Annotated in this window: 8 protein-coding genes; 3 read left to right on the top strand and 5 right to left on the bottom strand. The window is 39.7% G+C overall.

Translation table 11 applies throughout. The annotated features are described in order from the left end of the window. Window positions 1-219 precede the first annotated feature (219 nt). Window positions 220-1,083, bottom strand: coding sequence for a TraB/GumN family protein (locus tag BTN98_RS09035; protein WP_060997406.1), 864 nt, complete (start codon window positions 1,081-1,083; stop codon window positions 220-222). 200 nt (window positions 1,084-1,283) lie between these two features. Beyond that, entirely contained in the window at window positions 1,284-4,196 is a 2,913-nt protein-coding gene (locus BTN98_RS09030) for a cation transporter (RefSeq protein ID WP_060997430.1), read from the bottom strand. 103 nt (window positions 4,197-4,299) lie between these two features. Here BTN98_RS09030 and cueR point away from each other — a divergent pair, with 103 nt between their 5' ends. After that, window positions 4,300-4,692: a Cu(I)-responsive transcriptional regulator gene (gene cueR, locus BTN98_RS09025; RefSeq protein ID WP_060997405.1), complete on the top strand. Its 393-nt coding sequence runs from the start codon at window positions 4,300-4,302 to the stop codon at window positions 4,690-4,692. A 36-nt stretch (window positions 4,693-4,728) separates the two neighbouring features. Here the strand turns inward: cueR and BTN98_RS09020 are convergent, their stop codons facing one another. Both BTN98_RS09020 and BTN98_RS09015 read right to left on the bottom strand, forming a co-directional pair. After that, window positions 4,729-5,166 carry a hypothetical protein gene (locus BTN98_RS09020; protein ID WP_060997404.1) on the bottom strand — a complete coding sequence of 146 codons (438 nt, stop codon included), beginning with the start codon at window positions 5,164-5,166 and terminating at the stop codon, window positions 4,729-4,731. Then, on the bottom strand, window positions 5,153-5,818 hold the full coding sequence (locus BTN98_RS09015) for a winged helix-turn-helix domain-containing protein (protein WP_060997403.1): 666 nt from the start codon (window positions 5,816-5,818) through the stop codon (window positions 5,153-5,155). The genes BTN98_RS09020 and BTN98_RS09015 overlap by 14 nt, the downstream gene beginning before the upstream one ends. A gap of 712 nt (window positions 5,819-6,530) precedes the next feature. Here BTN98_RS09015 and BTN98_RS09010 point away from each other — a divergent pair. Both BTN98_RS09010 and BTN98_RS09005 read left to right on the top strand, forming a co-directional pair. Continuing rightward, a complete protein-coding gene (locus BTN98_RS09010; RefSeq protein WP_060997402.1) occupies window positions 6,531-7,559 on the top strand; it encodes an OmpA family protein in 1,029 nt (342 codons plus the stop codon). A gap of 157 nt (window positions 7,560-7,716) precedes the next feature. Further along, window positions 7,717-8,127: an META domain-containing protein gene (locus BTN98_RS09005; protein ID WP_060997401.1), complete on the top strand. Its 411-nt coding sequence runs from the start codon at window positions 7,717-7,719 to the stop codon at window positions 8,125-8,127. 69 nt (window positions 8,128-8,196) lie between these two features. Here BTN98_RS09005 and BTN98_RS09000 read toward each other — a convergent pair whose 3' ends face one another. Then, window positions 8,197-9,051, bottom strand: a complete 855-nt coding sequence (locus tag BTN98_RS09000; protein WP_060997400.1) for a co-chaperone YbbN — start codon at window positions 9,049-9,051, stop codon at window positions 8,197-8,199. Between the last annotated feature and the right edge of the window lie 114 nt (window positions 9,052-9,165).

The following is a 9,165-nucleotide window of genomic DNA, read 5'->3' as shown; positions in this document are numbered from 1 at the left end:
TTTGGTAGCGCATCTGGTTTGGGACCAGAGGGTCGGGGGTTCGAATCCCTCTTCACCGACCACCATTAAGAAAACCGTATCGAAAGATACGGTTTTTTTCGTCTGTAGTTAGTGGTAGTAATAGTGAATAGTGCAGTTTGGTAGCGTATCTCTGGTTTTTGAGAAAAGAGTGGATCAGAGGGTCGGGGGTTCACCGCTATTAGAACCTAGCTCTTCATCTTAATCACAATCAGCGGTTGTGCCGAAGGTGATCTTCTCAACGGCAAAGCCCTGTTGTTTCATTAAGTTCGGCAATCCTTGTTCACCAATTAAATGAAATGCGCCGACTACCACCATAAACTTGCCTGATTGATAAGCAGGATCTTTGACTAAGGTTTCTGCCCAGCGCTGATTGCGGTTAAAAATTAAGGCATCATCAGTGGTGGGATCAAATTGGCTTTCTTGGAACAGTTGTTCAAGTTTATTACCATCTCCGTGTTGCCAAACTTTCACTAAGCAACGTAATGATGATTGGGTTTTATTCCATTCATTGATGGTTTCAAGCAACATTGGAGTGCCATTTTCCGGTAGCGTTTCAAGCATATTGAATTGTTGGCTAACACTTTCCAACTCCAGGATTGGTAGCTGCTGTTGTTGAGCTCGTTGCAACAATACATAGTCGATACCATAATCTGATTTTAGCTCGAGTTTCTCAGCAAGGGCGAGCTGAAGAGTGACAGCGGTTAACCAAGGTGGTTGTTGAAGTAACTGCTCAAATGAAATGTTGAGTGTTTTAGTGATCTTTTGTAGTTGTTTGAGTGCCGTTGCAGAGAGTGCTTGATGAGTAAAAGGTGGCTTAATGGTCGGGGTTACATGTGATTGTTGTAAAATATTGGCTTCAACAACCAATGCGTCAGCGTGTTGCCATTGCTCAAGAAAAATAGCAGGCAACGGAAACATGGTTTCTTTTCCAGCATGAATCGAACCTAAAATATAAAACTCACGTTGTTGATCATAAATTTTCCATACAATCGGTGTTGCAAGTGCCGATTGGGAAATAAAAGGCAGGAGTAATAATGCTTTTGACAAAAGAGATTTGAACATAAGTTACCGCTGATTAAGTAAGATAGTTAAGTTATAACAAATATTTGAGCTAAGTGAGATCAAAAAAGGCTACCGAAGTAGCCTTAATATGATTGTGTTGATTGCTGAAAGACGATTATTTGGGGTTACGAATACTTGGATGAAGCCAGAACCACCATACAATAAATCCAATTGCAGCAGCACCTAATAAAAAACACATATTATTTCTCCTGATGTTGTTGGTTTGGCTTGAATAAACGTAATCGGTTAGCGTTACTAACTACAGTGATTGATGATAACGCCATCGCCGCACCAGCAATCACAGGGCTTAGCAGTGTTCCTGTGAGCGGGAATAACACGCCAGCCGCAATTGGAATACCTAATGTGTTGTAAATAAAGGCACCAAATAAGTTTTCTTTGATATTTCGTAATGTTGCTTTTGATAATTCTAATGCATCTGCCACACCGTGTAGTGAGTGACGCATTAGAGTAAATTGAGCACTTTCAATGGCAACATCAGTACCACTACCCATCGCGATCCCAACTTCAGCCAGTGCAAGGGCTGGTGCATCATTGATACCATCACCGACCATCGCTACTCGCTTACCTTGTTGTTGTAATAAGGTAATTTGAGCGGCTTTGCCATCAGGTAATACATCGGCAACTACATCTGAAATACCGAGTTTAGCAGCAATAACGTGGGCAGTTTTGACGCTGTCACCGGTGAGCATTACCACATTAAGCCCCATATTTTGCATACGCTTAACAGCAGACAATGAATCATCACGGAGTGGATCACTGATACCTATGATCCCTGCTAAAATACCATTTTGAGCTAGGTAAACCGGTGTTGCGCCTTGGCTGGCAATGAAGTCAAAGTCAGCTTCAGCGTGAGAAATATTAATTTCATTTTGAAGCATGAATTTAGTATTACCGAGTAACAATTGCTGCTGTTCTATGGTGCCAGAAACACCTAATCCAGCATATGCATTAAAGTTATTGTGCGGATAAAGCGCGAGTTGTTGTTGGTGTGCTGATTCAACAATGGCATTCGCTAATGGATGCTCTGACCCTTGTTCTAAGCTGGCTGCTAATTGAATCAATTGTTCACGAGTTAATGCATTATAAATCTTATAATCAACAACTTGTGGTTTGCCTTCAGTTAAGGTACCCGTTTTATCTAATACCACAGTATCAATGCTAGCTGCTTGTTGCATTGCTTCAGCATCTTTAATTAAAATGCCTAACTCTGCTGCACGTCCAACGCCAACGGTTACGGACATTGGTGTTGCTAGGCCTAATGCACATGGACAAGCAATGATCAGTACCGTGGTCGCTGCAACAAGCATATACACCGATGCTGGTTGTGGACCAAAATAATACCAAGCCATGGCCGTCAATATGGCAATGATCATCACACTGGGTACGAAAATACTTGAGATGGTATCCGCTAAGCGTGCTAGTGCTGGCTTACTACTTTGTGCTTGGCGTACCAATTGAATAATACGTGCAAGCATAGTGTCACTGCCAATATGCTCTGCTTTAAATAATAGGCTGCCTTGCTGGTTAATGGTGCCTGCACGAACATGATCACCTGTTTTTTTATGCACAGCCAAAGGTTCACCTGTAAGCATTGATTCATCAATATAGCTATTACCATCAATAACATAACCATCAACAGCCACTTTAGCTCCTGGCTTTAAACGTAACGTCATGCCAGCAATAACTTCGCTCAATGGGCGCTCAATGTCTTGTCCATTTTCAACCACAATCGCAGTTTGAGGTTGAAGATCGATCAAACGCTCTAAGGCTTTTGAGGTTCGGCTACGTGCGCGTGCTTCTAGTGCATGACCAAGAGTAATTAAACCAATAATCATTGCAGAAGCTTCAAAGTACACGTGGCGAGCAGCAATTGGAAACATCGTTGGTGCAATAACCACAGCCATTGAAAATAGCCATGCCGCACCAGTACCTAAAGATACCAGTGTATCCATGGTGGCACGATGATGACGGAAAGCCTTCCAACTATTGATATAAAAATCTTTACCAGCAGTTACCAATAACGCCAAGGTAATTAAACCAACAATTCCCCAGCTTATTTGACTGGCTGTGGAATCAATGATCATACTACCGCCAAAGATCCCCCAAGCCATCATTGGAACCCCTAAGCCGAGTGCAATCATGGCATTACGCATATGAGTTTTTACAGTTTGCTGGTTTTGTTGCTGTTGACGAAGACGGCGGTTTTGATCATCTTCACTTTGTTCTGCACCATAACCCGCTTGTTCTATTGCCGTAATAACCGCCTGTGGTGATGCTTGTCCATAAATTAAGGCAGTACGCTCAGCAAGGTTAACATTGACACTGTCAACGCCATCTACGGCTTTTATTGCTTTCTCTACTGATGCTACGCAACTCGCACACGTTAGCCCTGATAATAATAATTGGGTTGCTTGACCTTGAGGTGGAGCTGTAATTTCTGGCTCTGGCTCTGGCTCTGGCTCTGGCTCTGGTGTTAGAGGTTGATCAATTAACGTTGCTGACTGAGGTTGTGTTATCGCTATCGCTTGATAACCTGCGCTGGTTACTAGTGCGATAATCTCGTTAGCCGTTAATGATGTCTTAACACTGAGGTTATTTTTATCAATAGTAATAATCTCAATATTGTCTTGAGTTAATACGGCGGTTAATTTAGCGACACATTTTCCGCATGATAAGCCGGTTAAATTGAATTCATAGCTGTGTTGTTGTGGGGGAGCGATAACCTGATAGCCAAGTTCAACAATGAGATCGGTTAGTGCTTGCTCACTTATTGAGCCCGATACATCCGCAAGCTGTTTGCTAATATTAAAATGTGCAATATCATGACGTTCAGTTAGTGCTTGTTCAATTTTAGCAATACAGTGACCACAGGATAAGCCACCCAGTGGTAGTTGGTAATGATAGCCAACTTGGTAGCCTAATGCTGTGACAGCATCAAATAGTGGGCTTAAAGGGGTATCATTGGTTACGGTTAACTGCTTAGTATTGATATCAATAATTTTGGTTTGAGGAAGTAGGCTTATGGCATCACGAATTTTATTAACGCAACGCATACAGCGTACATTGGCAAGAGGAAGGATAACAGTATTCATGTGCTCGCCTTTAATGCTTAAATGAAATAATAGTCCTAGCATAATCCTTCCAGTAACTATAATGTCAAGGCTATTTTTAATACGGTAGAGTAAACAGGTGATGATGAGTATCAGCGATGTCGCAAAACAAACCGGATTAACGGCCAAAACGATCCGTTTTTATGAAAGCAAAGGGGTGATAAGTGCTGCGCCGCGAGGTGTGAATGGTTATCGCTATTACAATACGGAGCATATTGCGGAGTTATTACTTATAAAGCGTTCTCGAATGATTGGATTTTCTTTAGATGAGTGTCAGCAGTTACTGGCATTATCAACCAATCCAGATCGTCAAAGTCGTGATGTTAAACAAAAAGCATTACAAAAATTAGTAGAGATAGATCATAAAATAGAAGAGCTAAAACAAATTAAATTAACCTTAGCTGCGTTGACCGAGCAATGTCCTGGCGATAAAAATTCAGCATGTCCAATTATTGATAGCTTAACTAAAAAAGGCTAAATAACCATTTAAGTAGATCATTTAGCCATATGTTAGTTAGTGACCACTATCTGTCATAGACAAGGTGCCATCATAAGGAATAACACGTAATTGCTTTGTTGGTGATGAGCTATAGCTAACCATGCTATTTTTATCTAATCGCTTGAGATTAAATTGATGCCAAAAACTCTCATGGGTCCAATTAAGGCTTTCAATTGCAGCATCTGTGATTTTTTTAGTGTGATCTTCAGTATCTACTACCAATACGGCAGCATTACCAAAGGCGTAAAAATACAGTCCCTTTAAGACAGTATAGCCATTGTCTTTTTTAGGGTTTGGGTAATCAATGAGTGTGTATTGGCCAAACTTGCAACTACCAAATTGTTCGTGGTTAGGCGTTACGTATTTATAGTTAAAATCACACCCCATACCATTAATAACGGGGTATAGCATTAAAACTAATAATGCTATGACGACGTATTTAAATTTTTTCATACATTTTTCCATTGGTATCAATGTAAACCGTGCTTTTGCCGTTCAAGTCTTGTGGTAGTTTTTGTAAGTTGAGCAACTCAATGTTACCACAAATTTTTTGAGTATTAACGGTAACACAAGGTGGAGACTGCCAGCTGCTAGCCCATAGCATCACCCAAGCAAACATCGCTGTTAAGCAAATGCCGTAGCCAATTTTTGCCATAGTTGGGAGTGAATGTGCTGTTGATGTCTGTTTAGTATTATTCGCATCACTACCAACGGTATTGTTATCGCCATTATGATCGGTTGACTGTAATTGTTCTTGATTATGCTGTTCATTATCGACCACAACTTCGGGTTGAAATTGTTGTTGGATAAAGGTGTTATTGGCAATCGTAAATCCTGCCCCTTTAATTGTGATGATAATTTCATTCTTGCTTTTAAATGCCTTGCGTAAATTGGCAATAGCAACATTTAATGAGTTAGGAACCACCACTTTATCTGGCCAGCCAATTTCAAGTAGTTTTTCTCGACTAATAATTTCGCCACTGTTATCGATTAAAAATTGGAGGATTTTTGTTTCGCTAGCACTGAGTTTTGTGGTTGCTTCCTGATTAGTGTAAGCACTCTTTTGCGGCTCAAAAACATCCTTACCGTATTTATATATGATCATGACGTTAACTACCTATCTTAGTATCTGTTTTACGCAGCACACTCTTATATGACGACTGCTTTTTTTATTGTTATTGCTTTCGGTATCGAAGCATTCGGGTGTTTATAGCAATATAAAAGACGCGTTTCTTTAGTAGAGATAAAAAGGGTAACAAGGGAGTCACTCAGTTATTGCTACTCTAAAAAAGTTCATTATCAATCTCGATTCTTTATTTTTAAAGCAAATGCTAACAAAAAAAAATATTTATGGAAGAGATGATAAAGGATAATTACCAGCTCTAAAGGCTAGATATGATTATTTATCACATTATGTGTAGTATAAAAAAGTATGTTTTTCACATTTTTTTTTTACGCGTTACTGGTAAAGGTGTTAGTTGGTATTTATATGTTTTTGTTTTAAAAAAACAAATCCGCACGATGATTTTATGTTTTTTTATATGAATCCAATCGTTAAAAAACTGTTTTTTTATTTATCTAAATTTTTTCTGAAAGATTTATTTTTCAGAAGCCATTTTTTTGACGCGTGTGAAAAAACGCCAATTAATTGTGAACATCATTTTTTATTATTTGCCTTAATGCTAACACAGTCACAAAATGACTGGGTTCCTGACAAAAGACTGTCCTGCGATACACACTTAGAAAAATAGATAGTACGCACTTATACGGGCAGACAATTAGAAAAGTTTTAAAGTATTTAACCAATGGAGTTAAACATGAAATTGAAATCTCTATCTCTAGCTGTAGTAGCAGCTTTATCTCTAGGCGTTGCTACATCTGCAATGGCTGCTGATGCACCTGCAACGGCTACAAATAACACTGCACTAACTCAATCAGCAGCAACTGGTCACTGGTACGCTGGTCAAGGCCACGGCTTCTGGGTTGGTGGTGCACTAGGTATGGGCTATGTTGGTAGCGCAGACTCTCAAATGTTTGGTGGTCAAACTAATGCTCCTAGCGCTAAGCTAGACGCTGGTTACGACTTCAACCAATACGTTGGTGTGTACGGTAGCTACGACTTCATGTACAACCTAGGTAATTCAAACCTAAACCTAGCAACTGTTGGTATTAAAGGTAACCTACCTCTTACACAAAAGTTATCTGCATTTGCTAAAGTTGGTGCAACTTACATCTACGCAGATGATAAGAACTTCGCTGACAATGCATTCCACATGAAGTCTGATAGCTTCTCTGCAACTGGTGGTCTAGGTCTTTCTTACCAAATCACTAACGCACTATCTACTCAAATTGGTGCTGATTACTACCAAAACCTACGTACTTCACACGGTCACGCTGATCTAACTCAAGCGTACTGGGGTATGACATACAAGTTTGGTCAACCAGCTACACCAGTAGTTGTTACTAACAACGTTGAAGTAGTTAAAGAAGTTGCTGTAGAAGCACAAGTACCAACACGTTCTTCTTACGTTCTTCCATACCAAAATGGTGAAACTAAGCTAAACGCTTACGGTCGTTACAACCTAGGTGAGATTGCTGCAACTATGCAAGCTAACCCAGAAGTTAACGCTCAAATCATCGGTCGTACCGATAATGTTGGTGGCCAAGCAATCAACGATAAAGTTTCTGCTGAGCGTGCAGCAAACGTTGCTAGCTTCCTAGAAGCAAACGGTATTAGCGCAACTCGCTTAACTGTTTCTCATGTTGCTAACACTAACCCAATCAAAACTGATAAAGCAGACAGCACTAACTACGTGCAGCGTTCAGTACAAATCATCCTTAAGTAATTAAGGCGATTGTACAAACCGTCTAGTTTTTAACTAGTTTTAATATTAATGCCGATGAGAGATCATCGGCATTATTTTATTCGATTGTTATCTCAATAGCCTGTTTAGATCTGACGAAAGCAAACTATTGAGATTAAGATTGAGTTATAGAGCAATGATGAAAAAAAGTAAGTTTTGTTTATTAATATTATTAGCAATTTCATTAACGGGTTGTTTTTCTAATCAGCAATTAAAGAAGTCAACTCAATTGGTTGGTGATTGGACCCTCAAGGGAGGTGTCTGTATTCCAGGTGTGACTAAGCATAAGCCTAAATTAATCATTAATGCTGATATGAAAGTTTCTGGATTTACTGGCTGTAATCAATTTAAAGGACGTTTAATTGCTGCTGACGGCAGTTTTACTTTACCAAGTGTTACTCGAAGAATTTGTTTGCCAGAGCTTGTTACTCAAGAAGAAAACATGCTGAACGTACTGCGCAGCGCAACCAGCATTGAAGTGATTAATAATACTTTAGTGGTTGATTCCGGTAATAAATTTTTAGTTTTTGAAAAAACTAATGCCAGTTAATTTTAAGATTAGATAAATGAAAAAAGGCCCGTAAGCATGATGCTGACGGGCCTTTTTTATTGGATTAAATCAATATAACAATGAATATAGCTGACGACGGTAATTAGCAGCAATTGGATTACCTTGGCCTAATGCAGCTAAAATATCCATCATAGTTTTTTTAGCACTGCCGTCAGCAAAATTAAGATCACGACGAAGCACCTCAAGTAATAGTGCTAATGCTTCTTCATTACGATTGACTTGACTGTATTGAACTGCAAGTTCAAAAGCAATATTGGCATCGCTAGGGTTGACCGCAAATTTTTGCTCTAGCTGTTGGATTTCTGGTGAATTACCTGCTTGTTTATGTAATTCCAGTTTAGCAACCAGTCCTTTATATTGAGCATCTTGATCTTGCATTGGAATGGTATCGAGAATTAATTCCGCTTCATCAAATAATCCAGCTGCAATTAAACATTCAGCAATAGCTAGCTCAATGGTGCTATTTTTAGGGAATTTTTGTGCCAGTTGACGAAGTAGTGCAAGTGCTTGATTGTAATCTTCACTTGCGACTAATGCTAATGCGTGTTGTAGCTGAAGTTCTTCAGGTGATGGCAAGTGGCGATTTAGCATCTCACGTAAACTTTGTTCAGTTTGCGGGCCGGCAGAACCATCAACAGGTTGACCACCTTTAAATAAAGCGACGGTGGGTAAACCACGAACGCCAAACTGAGAGGCAACCATTTGTTGAGTTTCACAGTTGACTGTCGCAAGCGTAAATTGGCCTTGATATTCACGGGCAATTTTTTCAAGGGTTGCATTTACTTCAAGCGTTTCTGGCATTGAAGGAGCCCAGAAACTGATTGCCACTGGTGTCTGCATCGATTGATCGATGATCTGCTGAAGATTTTGTTCGTTTAATTCAAGCGCGACATTTTGATACATGTGCTGATATCCGTTGGCTATTTGAAAGGCTATAACAAATATATGGGGATGAATCGAGACGAATCAAGAAAACAGCACTAAATGACACTAATTATTAAAAGTCAGCATAATAGC

The sequence above is a fragment of the Photobacterium aquimaris genome, from assembly GCF_002954455.1.
Lineage (GTDB): Bacteria > Pseudomonadota > Gammaproteobacteria > Enterobacterales > Vibrionaceae > Photobacterium > Photobacterium aquimaris.
This window is presented reverse-complemented; position numbering and strand designations above follow the sequence as displayed.